Genomic DNA, 15,332 nt, shown 5'->3' with positions numbered 1-15,332 from the left:
CTTCGGGCTTCCGGCACGCCACCCAAAGCAGATACTGGAGGGAATCTACGTCAGGGGTTCCCTCCATGCACTTAACCGTCCTCTTCATTGCTGTTCTCGGCAGCGCCGCCCTCGCGGCAACTTGGCTGGCCAATGCCCTTCCAGTAGCCTTTGCTTCGAACTTCCACGCGGTGGCCGCAACATTTGCACTTCTGACCGGGGTTTCGGCCGTCATTCTTCCCACCAATCGCTCGGCGCCTCTATGACTCGCAATGACTCGAAACCGGAAGTTCTGGATGCAAGGTATGCGGACTGGAACCACCAGGTGGTCACTGTCAAAAGCGACCGTAAGAACACCTGCAAGGTCCCCTGTAAAGACTGCCCTTGGCGTCGCGATGCTGTGGGCGTGTTCCCAGCTGAAGCATTTCGTCTCTCGGCACACACCGCGTATGACATGAGCGATCGGACTTTTGGTTGCCACACTACGGGCAGCAGCAAGCCGACTGTTTGCGCGGGGTTCCTTCTCCGAGGTTCGGCGCACAACCTGAAAGTACGGATGAACCTGATCGCCAGGAATATCGACCTGTCCAAGGTGTCCGACGGTGGAGTCGATCTGTTCAACAGCTATGCAGAGATGGCCATAGCAAACGGCGTTGCCCCCGAAGATCCGGTTCTAAAGCCCTGCCGGGACAACTTCTCCTGAGCATCCGCACGCCTAGCCCTACAACGCTACTGCCCCGCTTCTGTCACGCCTCGATTCGCCAAGAATGGTCTCCAGCCACCGGACTTGGCTGGAACCACAGATCGGCCTCCGGTACATCTCAAGTAACCACCCCGGAGATTCCAAACGTGCTGAGCACCGCCATCTACCACGCCCTAGAGCAGATCGCGAACACCTCTGGTACCAACGACAAGTTGGCGCTCCTCAAGACCAATGTCGAGAGCGAGGCCTTCCAGCGGACCATGATCTACATGCTCAACCCATTCATCACGTATGGCATCCGCCCGGCCCGGGCGGACCATTTCGGCCTGGATGAATTCGGTGATGGGACGTGGGAACTTCTCAACCAGCTGGCAAGCCGCGAACTCACCGGAGACCGGGCCAAAGCCGCCGTTACAGATGCGCTCACCAGCCTGAACCCCGAATCGAGCGAGCTGCTCTGGCGCATCATTTCCAAGGACCCGCGCGCCGGGTTCTCTGAAAGTAGCGTCAACAAGGTCCACTCGGGCCTGATCCCTGAATTCAGCTACATGCGCTGCAGCCTGCCGCATCACACGAACCTGTCCGAATGGGACTGGGCCGGGGGGATCTACTCGCAGATCAAAGCGGATGGGATGTTCGTCAACGTCACCGTCGAGGACGAAGATGCGACGCTGACCACGCGCGCTGGCACCCCGATACCTGCAGTGGACTTCAGTGCTCTGATCGCTGGTCTCAGCCAGCTCCGCACCGGCCAGGCGCACGGTGAGCTGCTGGTCGAGTGCGACGGCAAGATTCTGCCCCGCGAGGTTGGCAACGGCATGCTCAACTCGGTTATCCAGGGCGGACAATTCGACCTGGGTTGCCGCCCGATCATCAAGCTCTGGGACCAGATCCCGCTTTCGTCCGTCAAGAAACGCGGCCGTTGCGAGACCCCATACGAGATTCGATTTGCTGAGTTGACTGACCAGGTCGCAGCCCTCGCCAACAGCGCCATCTCTATGATCGAGACGAAGCTGGTCTACTCGCTGCAGGACGCAATCGCCCACTATGTCGAGCAGCTGGAATTGGGCCTCGAAGGGACGATCCTGAAAAAGCGGTCTGCTGAGTGGTTTGACGGCACCAGTAAGGACCAGATCAAGCTCAAGCTGGAAGCGCACTGCGAGCTTGAGGTTGTTGATTTCCTCCCGGGCAAGGGAGCGAACGCCAAGACCTTCGGCTCGCTGCTCTGCAAGAGTTCCTGTGGCCAACTGGTTGTAGGAGTCTCGGGCTTCACGAAGAAAATGCGCCTGGAGATTCACCTCAACCGGGAGGCTTGGCGAGGCAGGATCATCACCGTGAAGTCGAATCAGATCATGCGTCCGAAGAAGCCCGGCAAGCCCTACAGTCTCTTCCTCCCGCGGTTCGTGGAGGAGCGCCTGGACCGCTCTGTAGCTGACGATCTGCGACGCATCGAGGATCAGTTCGAGAACGCTATCAAGATGGTCTCTCTCGGCCTGGCAGCGTAATCCCGCTCCGCCTGAACCCGCCCCTTGTGATCAAGGGGCATAACCTACCCACCGCCGGCCGGAGCAAGCCCGATGACCGAACAAGCCACCGAACGCCGCAAAGTGACGATAGAAATGCCGGCCGTCGAGCTAGTCTGCCCTTACTGCGGACACGACGACACGCATTCGGGCGCGATCTTCGAGCCTGGAGGCGATTACTTGTTTGCGACAGGCCAGACGCATTGCGACAAGTGCGAACAGTGGTTCGATGTGTGCGTCGAATAGCCTATCTGTTTCGCCCTTATTCGGTGTCAGTTTGGCGCTACTGTCCCTTGGTGATGTGGAAAAATGCCAGCATCACGCTGGGTTGGCTCTCCGGGCCGTTATCCTGCCCACCAGCTATCTGAGAAAAGACCATGGCTTTCGTTGAAATGAAAACTGCAACAGGCGAAGAAATCACCGTGATACTGGCGGAGGGTGCTGGTTTCGGCAAAGGCAAAAGCTTTCTGTCTGAAGCAGCTCAGTCGCTTGAGCACAGAGAGCAAGAACGGCTCAAGCTGAACCGAAAGTATTTCGAGGATGGCTGTTCGTGCATCCACAAGCTGAAGACCTTGCAACCCTGCCCGACCAATATGTCCGACGCGGACGCAGTGGCCTTCTACGAGCAAAAATGCAAGTGCTCGCGCAACTACGTTCCGAGTTGAAGTCGATGAAGGGACGGTCACAAAGCATAGAGCCTGCGCCTGCCGACTGGAGTTGAGAGCGATGGAGTACACCTTTGTTCAGTCAGAGCCTGGCCTGTGGACTGTCGGCTACTACTGCGGCCCGCAGGGCGAACAATGGGAGGCAATCAGCGACCATACGAGCAAAAGCGCCGCCGCCCTGGAAGCCCAGCGGCTGAATGGTGAGGAAGCCGCCAAGATCTGAGCTCCAAGGCCAGCCCACTAAAAGCCCCGTGGGGACGCTTCCGACACCCCGGACTGGAACCAGGCCCAGGAGGAAGCCGCGCATGTTTTTAGCCGCCTGGCTGGCCGTGGTCCTGGATAAGCTGGGCACTCCGGACGCTCAGGGGCTTTGTCGCCGGGCATGGCCCCACAGCCCCTTAATCCCTGACCTGAAACCCGTGCAGATGCGAAGCGCTGCTGCACTCTAACTCTTTGAGGGAAAGTTCCATGGGAATCGAACAGGAAACGGTTGAAAATTTCGAGCTCTCTTATAGCGTGCAGATCGACAACAAGCAGATGTTGGAGTTGTTAGTAGACGAAATTGAAACGGGTGACTGTTTTTGGCAAATCACGAATGCCAGCGGGCAAGTTCTAGACCGTTCTGAACGTTATGAGGACCAAGCACGCTGTCTGCGTGACGGTCTGAACAAAGCGCTGAAGTAGAATAAATCAGAGCCCCGCAACACGGGCCTAGGGCGCAAAACCATGTCATGGGCAGATAAGGCAGCACCGATCATCGCAGACGTCATCCGCCGCGTAGGCCGGGACGACATGAAGGAACTTCGGCAGGCTCTGACCGAGGCATACCCTTGGGGGGAGAGAACCAATACCCCTTACAAGGCGTGGCTGGCCGAGATTAAGCGCCAGCTGGGCCATCCACTTCGTACCCCAAATCACGACCGGAATAATCCGCAAATCGACCTGCTGAACTATCAGTAGGACAAGCAGAATATTCTGCGCTGCCCGGTTCTGGCACAGGCTGGGCACCCTGAAGATTCCCTCAATCCAAACGAGGGGATCAACATGTCTCAACAAGATATCAGCGCCGGCCTAGCCTTCCTGCGTGCAGCACATCGCGGTATCGGAAAGTCCGTCGGCGACCGCGATCGCTCCACGCTGCTCCACAGTGCGATGGAAATCGCCATCAAGGGGAAGATGCTTTTCAGCCTGGACGAAGTCGCAGCACTGCAGCGCCTGCAGGTGACCACCTCGGTTGGCGTCTTCCGCCCCTTCTCTGATCAGCACTACTCGATGGCCTGTCTTGCAGGCGGAACCTTCCCCCGCGTTTGGGAGAAGGCATCGAACTGGAAGCCATTCAAGGCCCCGCTGGTGGCCATGTCGTCGAGCGAGGTTTGGAAGGACAACCGTGTTGCGCCGGGCATTGCAGTGTTGATCCCCGGACACGACACGGAAGACCTGATGCCACGCTTCGATGGTCATCAGGTTTGGTGGTGCACCAGCATCTCCACAACCAAGGGCACTATCACCCTCAGTCGCTACAAGCTGGTGCCCGACAAACTTTTCCCGTTCAGTCGTGAAGGGCGCCCCCTTAACATCAAAACCCTCTCCCATGACACCTGGGCGGCCTTTGTGGGTACCACGGAGGAAGCAGCAGCATGACCCAACTCTATCCATCCCTGCAGATTCAGGAGCTGGACGTCACCCTCCTTCGGCGCGGGCTGGCTGTTCAAACACGTGTCTTCTACGCCGACAGCCTCCCCGGCAACAAGGCCACAGTCGTGCGCTACTGGGATAGCCCGAAGGGTGTTTTCGTCCGCTGCAACTACGGAAAAAACCTGAGTGGCAAATCACTGCTGAAGACGATGCCGGCGAACGTCCTGGCGCTGGCGAACTGACCTTAACTTCTGATCCACGGGAGAGCCGGAGTCGTCGGCCTCCCCTCTCCGAGACGTCAACATGACCACTGCAAGCAAGACCCAGCTCGAACAGGTCCTGGACTCATCCAAAACCCTGACCGTGGGTCACAGAATCTTCTCAGTCTCCAATATCCGCCGTGAAGGCGAACTCAGCCTGTTCGCGACCTTCAAGTCGAAGCGGGCAGAATACGTTGCAATGGCCTCTCCTAAGACCCGAGTGATCGGCAGACCGAATGCAGAGGTTTGGGCGGTCATGTCCCTCTCTGGCCACGGCCGAAAGATCGTCGACTTCGCGGTCGATCAAGGTCGCGTCCTGGTGCTGGCCTGAGTCTGGAGCCCACCATGCTAATCATTGTCATGGCCATCGCATCGCTGACCTTCTGGAACTTCATCGAGCGGATGGCACACCAAGCCTGCGCTTTCGCCGTGAATCTGGAGTTGGGCATGCTATTGGACCGCCTCCCCCAGCTGTTAGCCCTCCTCGCCGCCGCCGGGCTGGCATCTGAAAGTCCTACTGCAGGGGTTGCTCTTCTGGTGATCCATCATGCGCTGCTTTTGGTGCTGACCATGCTCTTCCGCTCAGCCGTAATGACCTCAAGCAACACACTCCAGCAGTCCCGCGGACATGCACTCATCAAGGCCTTTGGAGTGCGGGGCTGGCGACTGATCTGCATGGTCGCGACAGTGGCATCGGTAGTCATGCTCACCCCCGCGCTGGCGCTCCTGGTGCACTTCTTGGCCTGAAGGAAAGCGAGGATTTCAGCCCAGGCCTTTGGCTGGTGGCACACCTGTACCGTCAGCAACATGGGCGCTTCCACATAGGGAGGCGCCCATGAGCACCAAGATTCACCACGGCCGGATTATGCGAAATGCCACGCTTGAGAAAGCGCTGGCAACACTGGTCCGTCTCCGTCCAGATTTTGTACGTGCTAGCCAGGAAGCGGTGGCCAAGGTTCTGGCGCGAAAGATCGTCTTCGGCCGCGACCTCGCTGAGAACTACACACCGATCGACGAAGACCGGGATCACTGGTCAGCCAAAGCTGTTTGCAGTCGGTTCGACGAGGCCCGCCAGAACCCAGAAGACACGCTCAAGACCCTTGACTGGGACTTCACCTGTTCAGTCTCAGTCATCCCTCACCGCGGCGACGTCCTGATGTTGACCTACTGGAGCAATCACGACCCCTTTTCCGATCTCATTGAGTCAGTTGGGTTCAGCCGTTACGTCTATCAGAACAGCACCGACAAACCTGACTCTATCAGCGAGGAAGAGTGGGAAAGCCGGCGCATAGCCTGGAACGAAGCGCTCCCGACGGGACGCGCTGTTGATGTCGGCTTCGAGTTCAGCCTCTGCACTTGGTTTGACCTGGCTATGGTCAAATACGACACCGATTTGATTGCGGCGTCGATTCCGAGCGAGGATGCCAGGCGCGAGCGTGTAGCCCAGCACCTAATCGAGCACGAAGTGAGTTACGGGCTCAAAACGGTCTCGGAGGTCTGGCGCGCACAGCGCAAGGTCCGAGCTCTTCTGCCTGAACGCATGCCGGCCATTCATCTCTGCGAGTCCCCACTGCAAAGGCGGAAGCAATAACCACGGTCGACCAAATTCTGCCCCTTTACCTTGAATCGACCATCAGCACCACTTCGAGTTGGTTGCCTAAGGCTTCTGGCACGCCCAAGGTGCGCTGATCCTGTTTGGACCGACACACAGACAGGATCTACCCATGCCCTTCCTCAGAACGCAAAACAGCGCTCCTACCGCCCCCATAAGAACCCTCACGGCTGATAACCTTGGCTTCCAGACCTTCTGGGACGCCAATGCCGCCATCCTGGCACCGAAGCCGGGGCGCGGCATCCTGCTGGCCTGCCCCCATGCCCCTGCGATCAAGGAGATCAACTTCATGGTGGGTGGCGAGATCTATGCTGCCTCCGTCGATGATGACGGCCGGATCGCAGTCGAAGAGATGAGTTGTATTGACCCCCGAGGTTGGGAGTTCGACGGCGAGGCCTGGGTTGCCGACCAGCTGAACAACCCGACCCTTGTCGAGGTGACCTTCAAGGCCTTTGGCGACGTTGAAGACCTGTTCTTCGTCCATGAAGACTTCGAGATCCGCAACCCCACCATCAGTGAGTGCGGCCGATTCAGTGTGGCCCCCTCAGAGTACGGCTTCGTGCATCGCGCTGATGACGAATCGAACTGGTACCGAGCTGTAACCAAGGGCACCCTGGTACTGACCAAGTTCCAGCTGGTGCTGATGGATGCCTTGGGGGAGATCATCGCAGTACGCGACCTCTCCGATATCCGGATGGCCAACGACGAATAGGTCTGACTCTACCGCTTCTGGCACAACTCAAACGCGGCGATCCTGGCTTCATCACATCGAAGCCAGGATCAAAGGCGATGACCTTCCAACCCCGATTCATCTCCACCACCCCCGACATCGAGCGCCTCCTTTCCGCGAACGCGGCCGTCGCCGTGGGTGTCAGTGGAGGTCAGGACAGTCAGGCATGCCTACTGGCCGTTCATGAGCATCTGAACTCGATTGGACATACCGGCCCACGCCTGGCCGTCCATGCTGACCTCGGTCGCGTTGAGTGGCTCCAGAGCCTACCCAAGTGTCAAGAAATGGCCGAATTTCTCGGGTGGGAACTGCTAGTCGTACGTGGCGGCAACGGCGACATGATGGATCGTTGGCTGACACGCTGGCGGAGGAATGTCGCGCGCTACCAGAGCCTGGAATGCGTTCAGGTAATTCTTCCGTGGTCCACGGCCAGTCTTCGCTTCTGTACCTCAGAAAAGAAAACAAACCCCATATCGAGCGCGCTCAAGAGACGGTTTCCCAATCAAGACGTGGTCAACGTTGTTGGTGTGCGCCGTGAAGAGAGTGCCAACCGAGCTAAGCAGCCGGTGAGCAAACCGGACAGCAAAATCGTGTCCAGAGGAAGGGAAGGTGCAACCTGGAACGCCATTATCGACATGAAACGGGCCGAAGTGATCCCGTTCATTGAGTCATATGGCCTGGCCAGGCACGAAGCGTACACCGAGTACGGAATGACGCGGGTGAGCTGTTCATTCTGCGTCCTAGCCTCGGCCGGGGATCTGATGTCCTCAACGCAGTGCGAAGACAACCATGCGATTTATCGCGAGATGGTCGATCTGGAAATCACCTCGACATTCTCTTTCCAATCGGGGAAGTGGCTGGGCGACGTCCGTCCGGATCTGCTGGGCGAAGAGATGCTTCAGGGGCTTGAGGATGCCAAGCGCAAGGCAGAGATCCGCCAGATTGCGGAAGCTCGCCTGCCCAAGCATTTGCGGTATGTGAAGGGCTGGCCGGTGGCGGTTCCGACTGTGGCAGAGGCCGAGTTGCTGGCGGAGGTCCGCGGCACCGTCGCGGGCGCGCTGGGTTTGGATATCAGCTACCGGGACCCGCACGGCATCATCGCTCGCTACGAGGAGCTGATGGCCAAGGCAGCATCCAAGGGCCGGTCCAGCTCACTGGACTTAGACGACGAAGAGCTTCCTTCGGGCCTGCTGATCCCCGTAAAACAGATCGATCCCTCGGAGCACGCCTGGCCCTTCTGAGGTCAGGCATCGTCCTTGGGCTGTTGCTTGCGCAGCAGCTTGAGCCCTTGCCTCCAGAAGAAGACCAAGGTCAGGCCCAGGATCTTCCCGATCGTCATGGTCCAGCTCCACAGCATCTTGGCCCCATGCTCAATCGCACCGGGAGGAATCAGGCTGGTGCTGCCCTGCGGCTCCTCCTCGGCCCCCTTCCCGTTGAGCTGGTCGATCCACACATTGAAATCTTCCTGCCACTTCAGTGACTGTGCGATCAGCCCCTGGTCAGTGGTCGTGATGATCCGCTGAACATTGGCATAGGTGCCGTGGTACCTGTGAACTGTGTAGTAGTAATTGGAACAGCCCTGTTGCCGGCTGAACTTCTCCATGCGGACGTCGAGCACCGCATTACCGCCACGCGCTTCGCTTGCTTGCTTGAGCATCTCCCGCGCACGGTTGGGATCATTCGACTCTGCCCAGCCGGTTCCCAGGAAGAAGATCGTGTCGAAACCTCGGGCCTGGGAATCTTTGGTCCAGATGAAGTTGTGGGGTGACTCGTAGGCCTGCCCCGGAGGCGGAGGCAGCTCCCCTGGCGTGACATTCGTTGCGCGGTACCCCTTAGGGCTGGGCGAACCTTCGAATTCAACGGACTGCCCATCAACCAGCGGCTCGCCGCCGGCGACACTCTTGATGTGCACGAAATAGTCGCGCCCGTCTTCTCCTTGGATGAAACCGAAACCCCTACCGGCCATGAAACTTCTGACCACACCAGAGATGCGCCCCTTCACCTGCCCCTGTCCTTGTACTTCCATCTTGAACCGCGTTCCGTCCCGAATATCAGGCGGCAATACTACCGCGACTTCGCGTACTTCGGTTTCCAGAGCATGGGTTTGATGCTCCGAGCAGCCCGGTCTGTGCAAGGATCTGCGGGCTTCTGGCACGCCCCCTACAGCGGCAGTCTGGATGCATCTCGAACGGTCAGTCAAAACCATGAATCGCATCCTCATCCTCCTGCTTGCAACCTTCGCTATCCACGCAGTCGCCGCCACCGAGAGCACCAGGCGAGATGGCCATCGTTTTACTCCGGCCACGGTCAGCCGCATTGACGACCCTGGCAGCTATCCGGAGGTGTTCATCTCTGGCTACATCGAGCGCGAGACAGTCGCCCGGTTCAAGGAACTGGGGCGTCTGCATAGCGCTGGTGTCGGAATGGTCTTCTTCGACTCCCCCGGCGGCGATCTACTGGCCGCAATGGAGCTGGGCCAGCTGATTCGAGAGCGAGGTTTTTCAACGAGAGTGGGTCGGCAAGGCCAAGGAACTGCCCGCCTGCCGGGACGTTGCGAGAGTGCCTGCCCCTTCGCCTTTGCCGGTGGGCGCTTCCGTTTCCTGGAAGCGGATTCGAAGCTGGGACTGCATCAGTTCATCAGCTCGGGAGGCGATCAGGCCAACGATCTGAAAACAGGCCAAGTCGTCTCCACGATGATTGCCAACCACCTGACCTCGCTGGGGATCAGCGTCAGCGTGATGGAGCGCATGGTGTCCGCAGACAACGGAAGCATGGCTTACCTGACCCCAGTCGAAGCATTCGACCTTGGGCTGGTCAACGCTGGCACGCTACCCGCGCAATGGCAGGTCAAAGATGTTGCCGGCGCCGTTGCCCTTGTGGGGGAGCAGGAAAGGATTCAGGGGACCGGCAAGCTGGCGCTGGCGTGCGCTGAAGGGGATGGCGTTGAACTGACGGCCATGTTCAAAGCCTGGTACTCGCCGAGTCTTGCTCAGGCCCTAAACGAAGCCACGATTGTTGCCGACGGGAAGCAGGTGGGAGGCTGGTTCCCTGTCCCCTTCTCCCGAACTCGGAATGGCTATGTGAGCTTCACTTTCAGGCCCAACCCCGAACAGCTGCGCGGTCTTGTCGGTGCTCAATCAATCGGTATCAAGTACAGCAAATCGGGCACCGAAGTTCGGGCCGGGTTTGAGGTCGATGCGCGGGACTCAGCGGCCTTGATCCGGAGCTTCGTGAATCTGTGTAAGGGGCATCGGCCTAGTCTCGCTGTCCCGTAATGACGCAGAAATAATGGTGAGAGGTGGTTCTGGCACACCTTTTACAGCCTGATCCTATGCCCATCGAATCAAACACCGAGGGCATACCATGAGCATCGTCAACACCCTGACCATCTTCTCCGACAGCACTTGCTACCGCTCCCACATCGTCCGCCTCGTACTGGCGGAGAAGGCCATTGACGCACGCATCTTAGACGTAGCCGTCCCGGCAAACGCTCGCCTGATGTCGCAGTTCGGTTCCACCATGCAAGCACCGGCGCTGGCTGAGCGCGACCTCGCCCTGCACGAAGTAGACATGGTTGCGGAGTACCTGGAAGAACGTCATCCGCACCCGGCACTCCTGCCGACGAACACCACCGCCCGCGCCAATGCTCGTATGCTGGCGCGCCGCATTCACCGCGAACTGTACCCGCTGCTGGATGCAGCCCAAGCCGGCAGCATCGAAGCCCGCAAGGAGCTGGCCAGCACCCTGCTGGAACTGGCCCCTCTCTTTGAGCAGAAGCAGTTCTTCATGTCGGACACCCTGTCGATTGCAGACTGCACCCTCGCCCCTCTGCTGTGGCGAGTGAAATCGTCCGGCATCAACCTCACCAAGGTGCGCGGACTGGCCGGCTACTGCGAGCGCATGTTCAGCCGACCCGCGTTCATTGCCAGCCTCACCGAACAGGAACAGAAGCTGGCCTGAACCATCTGCCCCGACTGCGGCCTCGCTTGAGGCCGCAGTGATTTCCCCTTCCCAACTAGCCCACTGGCCGTGCTGCTGGGTTTTCAGCCCACGGTCTTGGCTTGAATCTCGGCCTGCAATCGGAAGACTTTCCTCATCTGATTTTCTGGAGTGATCCTGTGACCCAACTCGAAGCCTATCTGGCCCAGCACGGCCCGTCCCTGAACCTCGCCGGCGAACTTGTTCAGGTTCGACACATCACCCGGCGTACTGCCGACTCCGTCACTGCGGAGTTTCTGGGGGCTCGCCATAACTACTTGGGGCGCTGCCACACTCCGGAATGCCAATCGGCAAAGCCCGGTCAGTCCGAAACGTGGGAACTGATCCGCATCCCTGGTCGCGGCAACGTAGCGGGCCGATTCCGCGTGGAGAACCACCAGATCACGGCGGCCTAGACCGTGGTCCCGATCCCACGCAACGTACTTGAAGCAGCCCTCGCCAACCTGGTCGCAGGGACCTCAAGTGAAAGCGAACTCCGCACCTGTCTCTACCTGCACTTGCGCACGACACGACATGCCGAGCCTTCACTGGTAAGCACGCGTATCCGACTTCTGCAGGACATCTGGGATCAATTGCCTAAGATCAGTTTCGCAGAGCAGCGCGTTGCCCAGGCAATTCAAGAGGTACTCGCTGACGTAGCCTAGACCGACGGTCAACGCTCTATGCCCGTCGAGTCGACGCAGATTCTCAGTCCCGGCATTTTGCGGGCAATCTGCCAAATTGCTGGGCACAATGTACGTCTACGGCCATGACTGGCCGTGGAACCACTGATGTAGGAGTTTCTATGGACGACCTGAACACCGAGACGGACTTCAACTCCCGGAGCGCACCGAAGGTAACTGTGCGGTTAAACAGCGATTGCCATGAAGGCCTTTCCAAGCTGGCGGAGCTGCACAAGAGAAGTCTCAATGGCGAATGCGTCATGGGCCTGGAGCGCTGGCTGGACCATCAAGCCCAGACTACTGCAGTCCTCAAGCTGATCGCCGGCCCTCTGAAAGAAGTTGCGGTCAAAGCAGTGCTCGAAGAGGTCCCACTGGTCACGGATGAGCCGGGAGTTCCTTCCGACAAAATCAGTTTCATGCTCCGGTACACGCCCTATATCCGGAAGCGGATTGCAGAGATCAGCTCAGAAACCAATGTCAGCGCACACAGCGTGATGCTGACCGCCCTAGCTTGGTGGGTGAACACCTCGCGGCAGGCCAACGCACTTTTGGAGGCATCACTCGGAACTCCGGGCATCCACCACGCCGGTATCCTCGACCACTCTGCAATACCTGCAGCCTGAATTTCTCTTTGGGGTGCTTCTGGCACAACTGATCGCCACTGAGACTGGTGGAAATCAAACAGGAGCACCACCATGATTCTGCGCATTCTGACCGTCATCGTTTTCGCACTTCTCGCAGCCGGCCTGCAGTTCTTCACCGTCAATTACGGGCACTGGGCAGAAGGCCCGATCATCGTTGCGGCATCCGTGGCAGCTCTCATCTGCGCCTTCCTCGCCGGCGGCATGTCTGCCTTTGACGACCGTGCTCAGGGCGAGCGCAAAGAAGGCTAAGACAGCTCTCGCGAAACCACCCAAAGGGGGCCTCTTGAGGCCCCCTTTTCGCATCCAAATCCAAGCGTTCATCGTGCTTCTGGCACGCACCACTCCGGATAAAACTGGTTTCAGCCTCAGAAGCCCTCCCCCTGATAGTCGGCGAGCGCTGCGGCCCCAAATTTTGGCAACACCGGGCACCGTGCCTGGCCAGTCTCAAACCACCTGGAGTCCTACGAATGCTCAGTGCTGAACTCAAATCCGACTATAACCTGGCCTGGAATACCCTTCTTCAAAGGCAGGCACAGGTAGGGGCTACTCTGCGTACTATGCCTATCGGGAGCTATGTAGAAGTCTTCGGCCATGCGCTGGTATTCCACCGGCATATTGGCCAGGTGGTTCTCTTCCAGATCAAAGCCCGTGAAAACTCGCTCGACTTCGAAAACCCCCTCTACCCATGCGACGCTGACCTAGGACACGAAGATGTGCTTGAAGAGCTTGAGATGCTGAACGCATGGCTCGCAGCCCCGGTGCCAGCACACTTCGACCCCGTAGCGATTGAAACCGGCATTACGGCATCCCTGATCAACATGGCCCGAGATAGCTTCTTGGAGCTCAATCAGTTGGCGAACCCCAAGCCCAGCCAGCTGGTCACTGCCTTCAACGAGCTGGCGGCGCTGGTCGCAATGGTCGGTACCGTCCTCAGCTACTACCCTACTGCGCGGATCACGATTGGGGACCGAACCTACGCGGTGGACGGCGACTACACCTTGCTCAATCTGAGTTGTAATGATTGCGGGTCGGCCAATTCAAGCGCTTCGCATGACCCTGCCACCTGGGATACCTGGTTCAACATCCAAACCACCAACGTGGAGCAACTGGAGAATTTGGTATCCGAGCATCGGGAGTGGCTGGCATCAGAAGCTGCGCAAACTTTCATCGCCAGCATTCCGGATCACCTGCGCTGGACGGTTGAGATGGCGTAGCTTCTGGCACGCTCCCTTCGCAACGATCATGGCTCCAATCCAAAGGAGCCATGCCATGCAACTTGCCCTTAGCCTCACCGTAACGACCCTCTGTCCCGTCAAACCGATGGACGAGGTTGTGTTCACCCCTCTCGCCACGGAACACCTCAAGACGGTCGTCCGGGGGCGCGTCATGAACACCCTGAACACTTCTGGTGGAAACTGGCGCTGCGCGGTTGTCCTTGAGGGGGAGCCCTTCCCGACGGGCCGTAGCGTCAACGTCTACTCGCATGAAGGAACGTTCGAAGTTCTTGCCGGCATTCCCCCGGTAGCAGGGGCATCCCTCAATGGTTGATCGTGATGCCCTCCGTTTGCTTGCTCGGAACCCCCACATGTACGCCCAGTTTCGGAGGACAGGGCGTCTCCCGAGCATCTGCAGGCCCGCCGGCCCGTTGATCGCGCTGTTGGACACCATCCCACCCAGAGATCGTGTTGAGATCCGTAGCATCGTCATTGGCCCCGCCCTGGGCTACACGGGCCGGCATGCATTCCAGAATGCCGCTCAAGCCCTCAACTGGCTAAGGCCACAGCAGGCCGCAGTAAGTACGCCAAGCGAGTCGTGGAGGGACAAACGCTTCACCCGCCCTCTCACGATCGAGGATCTTGCGGAGTTCGCCCAGATTCCACCCCGCATCATGGAAGACTGGCGTAGAAGGCACGGCTCGGGCCGCTGAATGCGGCCCTTCACTCCCGCAGTTCGATTTCCCAGGTGCCACTGGAACGAACCCCGTTTTCCACCTCACTCCACTCTCCATCCATGAGATCCGAGTCGGGCCGGCACAGTGAAGCCTGAGCATCGTAACCTTCGCTTTCGGGCCAGTACCGGAGCTGGTACTTGTCGCCCCCAAGTACACCTCGGTAGGTCGAAGGCTTCCCCTTACGCAGGTACTCAATCTTCAGTTCGGAATCATTGAAAATCACAACGCAGGGCTCTGTCTGTGCACCTTGGACACCCTCGTAGTACGTAGTCATTGTGCTGTTCCCGTAGCGCATTTGAGAGCCTTCCTCGGTTGGTGAAATTTCTATGATACCCGGCTAGTGGCACAGAAATTCTTGTCCAACATGTGCATGAAATTCGCTCATGGAGATGGTCATGCAAGAAGTCGCCTACACGCCGCCCAACTGGATGAAGCCATACCTCGACGGTACTCGTGTCGGCTACGCCCAGGCCAAGCTCGCCTACAGTGACTACTACAACATGGACGGCAGCGCCGATATGGAACCCGAGTGTGAGGAGCGACTGCCGGTAATGCGGAAGGAGATGGTTTCCTACGCGTCGCGCACCGGCACCAAGCAGAACCTCGCTGCAATGAGGGAGGCTGGGTGGCGGCTTCTGGTGAGCCCGGCAGGGGTTTTGCGAACAGAAAATTTACCCTTCTGCTTGGACAACGGCGCTTGGTCGGCCTTTCAGCAAGGCCGTCCATTCGACGAGGTCGCGTTCGGTAGAGCAGTGGATCTGCTAGGTGCTGAGGCGGACTTCGTGGTGCTGCCTGATATCGTTTGTGGCGGCATGGCCTCCCTTGATTTTTCGCTGATGTGGAGGGAGCGTTTCCAGCTTAGTTACCCCAGGGGCATCCTGGAAATCCTAAATAATCATGTATTAATCTGATTTGTAAGACAATTTCAGATCAATGATATTTGGGGTTGTCATAAATTCTGAGTCCTAA

General features: G+C 58.5%; 24 protein-coding genes. 22 read left to right on the top strand and 2 right to left on the bottom strand.

What is annotated here, in order from left to right; translation table 11 throughout:
- Window positions 1-65 precede the first annotated feature (65 nt).
- The 14 genes from ACNFIA_RS16690 to ACNFIA_RS16625 all read left to right on the top strand — a co-directional run bounded on the left by ACNFIA_RS16690 (window position 66) and on the right by ACNFIA_RS16625 (window position 8,348).
- Window positions 66-245, top strand: coding sequence for a hypothetical protein (locus ACNFIA_RS16690; protein ID WP_416786766.1), 180 nt, complete (start codon window positions 66-68; stop codon window positions 243-245).
- Complete coding sequence (locus ACNFIA_RS16685) at window positions 242-682, top strand: DUF6283 family protein (protein WP_416786763.1); 441 nt, start codon at window positions 242-244, stop codon at window positions 680-682. Before ACNFIA_RS16690 ends, ACNFIA_RS16685 begins: the two co-directional genes overlap by 4 nt.
- Before the next feature lie 146 nt (window positions 683-828).
- Complete coding sequence (locus tag ACNFIA_RS16680; RefSeq protein ID WP_416786761.1) at window positions 829-2,187, top strand: hypothetical protein; 1,359 nt, start codon at window positions 829-831, stop codon at window positions 2,185-2,187.
- A gap of 72 nt (window positions 2,188-2,259) precedes the next feature.
- On the top strand, window positions 2,260-2,451 hold the full coding sequence (locus ACNFIA_RS16675; protein ID WP_416786758.1) for a hypothetical protein: 192 nt from the start codon (window positions 2,260-2,262) through the stop codon (window positions 2,449-2,451).
- A 131-nt stretch (window positions 2,452-2,582) separates the two neighbouring features.
- Window positions 2,583-2,870, top strand: a complete 288-nt coding sequence (locus ACNFIA_RS16670; RefSeq protein WP_416786755.1) for a hypothetical protein — start codon at window positions 2,583-2,585, stop codon at window positions 2,868-2,870.
- Between the two features lie 61 nt (window positions 2,871-2,931).
- A complete protein-coding gene (locus tag ACNFIA_RS16665; protein WP_416786753.1) occupies window positions 2,932-3,093 on the top strand; it encodes a hypothetical protein in 162 nt (53 codons plus the stop codon).
- A 245-nt stretch (window positions 3,094-3,338) separates the two neighbouring features.
- Window positions 3,339-3,554 carry a hypothetical protein gene (locus ACNFIA_RS16660; RefSeq protein ID WP_416786751.1) on the top strand — a complete coding sequence of 72 codons (216 nt, stop codon included), beginning with the start codon at window positions 3,339-3,341 and terminating at the stop codon, window positions 3,552-3,554.
- A 360-nt stretch (window positions 3,555-3,914) separates the two neighbouring features.
- The gene (locus tag ACNFIA_RS16655) at window positions 3,915-4,511 is read left to right on the top strand and encodes a hypothetical protein (protein WP_416786748.1); all 597 of its coding nucleotides are present in this window, start codon (window positions 3,915-3,917) and stop codon (window positions 4,509-4,511) included.
- The gene (locus ACNFIA_RS16650) at window positions 4,508-4,747 is read left to right on the top strand and encodes a hypothetical protein (protein WP_416786745.1); all 240 of its coding nucleotides are present in this window, start codon (window positions 4,508-4,510) and stop codon (window positions 4,745-4,747) included. Before ACNFIA_RS16655 ends, ACNFIA_RS16650 begins: the two co-directional genes overlap by 4 nt.
- Before the next feature lie 61 nt (window positions 4,748-4,808).
- Window positions 4,809-5,096: a hypothetical protein gene (locus ACNFIA_RS16645; RefSeq protein ID WP_416786743.1), complete on the top strand. Its 288-nt coding sequence runs from the start codon at window positions 4,809-4,811 to the stop codon at window positions 5,094-5,096.
- A 14-nt stretch (window positions 5,097-5,110) separates the two neighbouring features.
- Window positions 5,111-5,512, top strand: a complete 402-nt coding sequence (locus ACNFIA_RS16640) for a hypothetical protein (RefSeq protein WP_416786741.1) — start codon at window positions 5,111-5,113, stop codon at window positions 5,510-5,512.
- Window positions 5,513-5,600: 88 nt separating this feature from the next.
- Complete coding sequence (locus ACNFIA_RS16635) at window positions 5,601-6,356, top strand: hypothetical protein (protein ID WP_416786738.1); 756 nt, start codon at window positions 5,601-5,603, stop codon at window positions 6,354-6,356.
- A 133-nt stretch (window positions 6,357-6,489) separates the two neighbouring features.
- Complete coding sequence (locus tag ACNFIA_RS16630; protein WP_416786736.1) at window positions 6,490-7,089, top strand: hypothetical protein; 600 nt, start codon at window positions 6,490-6,492, stop codon at window positions 7,087-7,089.
- A 77-nt stretch (window positions 7,090-7,166) separates the two neighbouring features.
- A complete protein-coding gene (locus ACNFIA_RS16625; protein WP_416786733.1) occupies window positions 7,167-8,348 on the top strand; it encodes a phosphoadenosine phosphosulfate reductase family protein in 1,182 nt (393 codons plus the stop codon).
- Between the two features lie 2 nt (window positions 8,349-8,350).
- On the opposite strand, the gene ACNFIA_RS16620 is transcribed toward ACNFIA_RS16625, so the two are convergent.
- Complete coding sequence (locus ACNFIA_RS16620) at window positions 8,351-9,133, bottom strand: cold-shock protein (protein WP_416786730.1); 783 nt, start codon at window positions 9,131-9,133, stop codon at window positions 8,351-8,353.
- 151 nt (window positions 9,134-9,284) lie between these two features.
- On the opposite strand from ACNFIA_RS16620, the gene ACNFIA_RS16615 reads away from it, so the two are divergent.
- From ACNFIA_RS16615 to ACNFIA_RS16585, 7 genes are all read left to right on the top strand, one after another.
- On the top strand, window positions 9,285-10,382 hold the full coding sequence (locus ACNFIA_RS16615; protein WP_416786728.1) for a hypothetical protein: 1,098 nt from the start codon (window positions 9,285-9,287) through the stop codon (window positions 10,380-10,382).
- An 88-nt stretch (window positions 10,383-10,470) separates the two neighbouring features.
- The gene (locus tag ACNFIA_RS16610; protein WP_017519913.1) at window positions 10,471-11,067 is read left to right on the top strand and encodes a glutathione binding-like protein; all 597 of its coding nucleotides are present in this window, start codon (window positions 10,471-10,473) and stop codon (window positions 11,065-11,067) included.
- A gap of 158 nt (window positions 11,068-11,225) precedes the next feature.
- Window positions 11,226-11,501, top strand: a complete 276-nt coding sequence (locus ACNFIA_RS16605) for a hypothetical protein (protein ID WP_416786726.1) — start codon at window positions 11,226-11,228, stop codon at window positions 11,499-11,501.
- A gap of 389 nt (window positions 11,502-11,890) precedes the next feature.
- On the top strand, window positions 11,891-12,391 hold the full coding sequence (locus ACNFIA_RS16600) for a hypothetical protein (RefSeq protein ID WP_416786724.1): 501 nt from the start codon (window positions 11,891-11,893) through the stop codon (window positions 12,389-12,391).
- Window positions 12,392-12,463: 72 nt separating this feature from the next.
- A complete protein-coding gene (locus ACNFIA_RS16595) occupies window positions 12,464-12,661 on the top strand; it encodes a hypothetical protein (RefSeq protein WP_024764828.1) in 198 nt (65 codons plus the stop codon).
- Between the two features lie 218 nt (window positions 12,662-12,879).
- Window positions 12,880-13,626 carry a hypothetical protein gene (locus ACNFIA_RS16590; RefSeq protein ID WP_416786721.1) on the top strand — a complete coding sequence of 249 codons (747 nt, stop codon included), beginning with the start codon at window positions 12,880-12,882 and terminating at the stop codon, window positions 13,624-13,626.
- 55 nt (window positions 13,627-13,681) lie between these two features.
- A complete protein-coding gene (locus ACNFIA_RS16585) occupies window positions 13,682-13,960 on the top strand; it encodes a hypothetical protein (RefSeq protein WP_017519908.1) in 279 nt (92 codons plus the stop codon).
- 389 nt (window positions 13,961-14,349) lie between these two features.
- Here the strand turns inward: ACNFIA_RS16585 and ACNFIA_RS16580 are convergent, their stop codons facing one another.
- Window positions 14,350-14,637, bottom strand: a complete 288-nt coding sequence (locus tag ACNFIA_RS16580; RefSeq protein ID WP_416786719.1) for a hypothetical protein — start codon at window positions 14,635-14,637, stop codon at window positions 14,350-14,352.
- A gap of 121 nt (window positions 14,638-14,758) precedes the next feature.
- Between ACNFIA_RS16580 and ACNFIA_RS16575 the strand changes: the two genes are divergently transcribed.
- Window positions 14,759-15,274, top strand: a complete 516-nt coding sequence (locus ACNFIA_RS16575) for a hypothetical protein (protein ID WP_416786717.1) — start codon at window positions 14,759-14,761, stop codon at window positions 15,272-15,274.
- Window positions 15,275-15,332 lie beyond the last annotated feature (58 nt).

The sequence above is a fragment of the Pseudomonas sp. NY15437 genome, from assembly GCF_048068435.1.
GTDB classification, from domain to species: Bacteria; Pseudomonadota; Gammaproteobacteria; order Pseudomonadales; family Pseudomonadaceae; genus Pseudomonas; species Pseudomonas nitroreducens_B.
This window is presented reverse-complemented; position numbering and strand designations above follow the sequence as displayed.

What these genes read in the sequence shown, in the direction of transcription:
- ACNFIA_RS16690 (WP_416786766.1), top strand. Translation starts at nt 66, where the DNA reads ATGCACTTAACCGTCCTCTTCATTGCTGTTCTCGGCAGCGCCGCCCTC.
- ACNFIA_RS16685 (WP_416786763.1), top strand. Translation starts at nt 242, where the DNA reads ATGACTCGCAATGACTCGAAACCGGAAGTTCTGGATGCAAGGTATGCG.
- ACNFIA_RS16675 (WP_416786758.1), top strand. Translation starts at nt 2,260, where the DNA reads ATGACCGAACAAGCCACCGAACGCCGCAAAGTGACGATAGAAATGCCG.
- ACNFIA_RS16670 (WP_416786755.1), top strand. Translation starts at nt 2,583, where the DNA reads ATGGCTTTCGTTGAAATGAAAACTGCAACAGGCGAAGAAATCACCGTG.
- ACNFIA_RS16665 (WP_416786753.1), top strand. Translation starts at nt 2,932, where the DNA reads ATGGAGTACACCTTTGTTCAGTCAGAGCCTGGCCTGTGGACTGTCGGC.
- ACNFIA_RS16660 (WP_416786751.1), top strand. Translation starts at nt 3,339, where the DNA reads ATGGGAATCGAACAGGAAACGGTTGAAAATTTCGAGCTCTCTTATAGC.
- ACNFIA_RS16655 (WP_416786748.1), top strand. Translation starts at nt 3,915, where the DNA reads ATGTCTCAACAAGATATCAGCGCCGGCCTAGCCTTCCTGCGTGCAGCA.
- ACNFIA_RS16650 (WP_416786745.1), top strand. Translation starts at nt 4,508, where the DNA reads ATGACCCAACTCTATCCATCCCTGCAGATTCAGGAGCTGGACGTCACC.
- ACNFIA_RS16645 (WP_416786743.1), top strand. Translation starts at nt 4,809, where the DNA reads ATGACCACTGCAAGCAAGACCCAGCTCGAACAGGTCCTGGACTCATCC.
- ACNFIA_RS16640 (WP_416786741.1), top strand. Translation starts at nt 5,111, where the DNA reads ATGCTAATCATTGTCATGGCCATCGCATCGCTGACCTTCTGGAACTTC.
- ACNFIA_RS16635 (WP_416786738.1), top strand. Translation starts at nt 5,601, where the DNA reads ATGAGCACCAAGATTCACCACGGCCGGATTATGCGAAATGCCACGCTT.
- ACNFIA_RS16630 (WP_416786736.1), top strand. Translation starts at nt 6,490, where the DNA reads ATGCCCTTCCTCAGAACGCAAAACAGCGCTCCTACCGCCCCCATAAGA.
- ACNFIA_RS16625 (WP_416786733.1), top strand. Translation starts at nt 7,167, where the DNA reads ATGACCTTCCAACCCCGATTCATCTCCACCACCCCCGACATCGAGCGC.
- ACNFIA_RS16620 (WP_416786730.1), bottom strand. Translation starts at nt 9,133, where the DNA reads ATGGAAGTACAAGGACAGGGGCAGGTGAAGGGGCGCATCTCTGGTGTG.
- ACNFIA_RS16615 (WP_416786728.1), top strand. Translation starts at nt 9,285, where the DNA reads ATGCATCTCGAACGGTCAGTCAAAACCATGAATCGCATCCTCATCCTC.
- ACNFIA_RS16610 (WP_017519913.1), top strand. Translation starts at nt 10,471, where the DNA reads ATGAGCATCGTCAACACCCTGACCATCTTCTCCGACAGCACTTGCTAC.
- ACNFIA_RS16600 (WP_416786724.1), top strand. Translation starts at nt 11,891, where the DNA reads ATGGACGACCTGAACACCGAGACGGACTTCAACTCCCGGAGCGCACCG.
- ACNFIA_RS16595 (WP_024764828.1), top strand. Translation starts at nt 12,464, where the DNA reads ATGATTCTGCGCATTCTGACCGTCATCGTTTTCGCACTTCTCGCAGCC.
- ACNFIA_RS16590 (WP_416786721.1), top strand. Translation starts at nt 12,880, where the DNA reads ATGCTCAGTGCTGAACTCAAATCCGACTATAACCTGGCCTGGAATACC.
- ACNFIA_RS16585 (WP_017519908.1), top strand. Translation starts at nt 13,682, where the DNA reads ATGCAACTTGCCCTTAGCCTCACCGTAACGACCCTCTGTCCCGTCAAA.
- ACNFIA_RS16580 (WP_416786719.1), bottom strand. Translation starts at nt 14,637, where the DNA reads ATGACTACGTACTACGAGGGTGTCCAAGGTGCACAGACAGAGCCCTGC.
- ACNFIA_RS16575 (WP_416786717.1), top strand. Translation starts at nt 14,759, where the DNA reads ATGCAAGAAGTCGCCTACACGCCGCCCAACTGGATGAAGCCATACCTC.